At 58.6% G+C, this 1,492-nt stretch carries 2 rRNA genes; both read left to right on the forward strand.

From position 1 onward, the window contains the following. Nucleotides 1-108, forward strand: a 16S ribosomal RNA gene (locus tag ACA514_RS48210); the annotation flags it as partial. A gap of 439 nt (nucleotides 109-547) precedes the next feature. Beyond that, nucleotides 548-1,492: ribosomal RNA gene (locus ACA514_RS48215) — 23S ribosomal RNA — on the forward strand; the annotation flags it as partial.

A 1,492-nucleotide genomic window follows, 5' to 3' on the forward strand; every position in this document is an offset into this window, starting at 1 on the left:
CCGTGGCCCAACCCGCAAGGGGGGGAGCGGTCGAAGGTGGGGCCGGCGATTGGGACGAAGTCGTAACAAGGTAGCCGTACCGGAAGGTGCGGCTGGATCACCTCCTTTCTAAGGAGCATCAACTGGCTCGGACCGACCCCTTTTCGGGGTGTCCGGGTCGGGGGCCATCATCGGCGGCGAGTGTTCGTCGGGTGGCTGCTCATAGATGTGGAGCACTGGTTATTCAGTCTGCTGGCCGTGCGGCTCAGCTAGTACCGCCCCTTTGGGGAGTGGGAACGGTGAGCTCCGGGCGGTCGGCAGGTTGGACACGCTGTTGGGTCCTGAGGAAACGGGCGTTAGCCCGGTGACCTCGGACTGCGGGACCAGATACCGCCTCGACCGTAACGGTCGGGGTGGTTCTGGTGGGCCCGGTTGTTTTTTGAGAACTACACAGTGGACGCGAGCATCTCTGGCGAGCAGCGAGAGCTCGAAGGGTGGGGGCCGTGAGGTTCCTGTCTTTTCGGGTTGTTGTTGTTCGTCTCTGCGATTTGTTTTGATCGTTTCGTGTGTTCAAGTTTTTAAGGGCATACGGTGGATGCCTTGGCATCAGGAGCCGATGAAGGACGTGGGAGCCTGCGATATGCCTCGGGGAGTCGGCAACCAGACTTTGATCCGGGGATTTCCGAATGGGGAAACCTGGCACCCGTCATGGGGTGTCGCCGCCTGCTGAATGTATAGGCAGGTTGGTGGGAACGCGGGGAAGTGAAACATCTCAGTACCCGCAGGAAGAGAAAACAATAGTGATTCCGTGAGTAGTGGTGAGCGAAAGCGGAGGAGCCTAAACCGTGCGCGTGTGATACCTGGTAGGGGTTGCGTGTGCGGGGTTGTGGGACCGCCCTGTTGGATCTACCAGTCCAGCGAGAAGTTATAAACCGCTCGAGTAGTCGAATGGCATGGGAAGGCCGACCGTAGACGGTGAGAGTCCGGTAGACGAAACTTGTAGTGGCTTCTGGGTGTGTTCCCGAGTAGCACGGGGCCCGTGAAATCCCGTGTGAATCTGCCACGACCACGTGGTAAGGCTGAATACTTCCTGGTGACCGATAGCGGATCAGTACCGTGAGGGAATGGTGAAAAGTGCCCCGGTGAGGGGTCGTGAAATAGTACCTGAAACCGTGTGCCTACAAGCCGTCAGAGCCTCCTCGCATGTCTTCGGATGTGTGTTGGTGATGGCGTGCCTTTTGAAGAATGAGCCTGCGAGTTATGGTGTGTGGCGAGGTTAACCGGTGGCGGGTAGCCGTAGCGAAAGCGAGTCTGAATAGGGCGTTTGAGTCGCATGCTGTAGACCCGAAGCGGGGTGATCTAGCCATGGGCAGGGTGAAGCGCCGGTAAGACGGTGTGGAGGCCCGAACCCACCAGGGTTGAAAACCTGGGGGATGACCTGTGGTTAGGGGTGAAAGGCCAATCAAACTCCGTGATAGCTGGTTCTCCCCGAAATGCATTTAGGTGCAGCGTC

This window comes from Actinomadura sp. NTSP31 (assembly GCF_041951385.1).
In the GTDB taxonomy this organism is placed as follows: domain Bacteria; phylum Actinomycetota; class Actinomycetes; order Streptosporangiales; family Streptosporangiaceae; genus Spirillospora; species Spirillospora napierensis.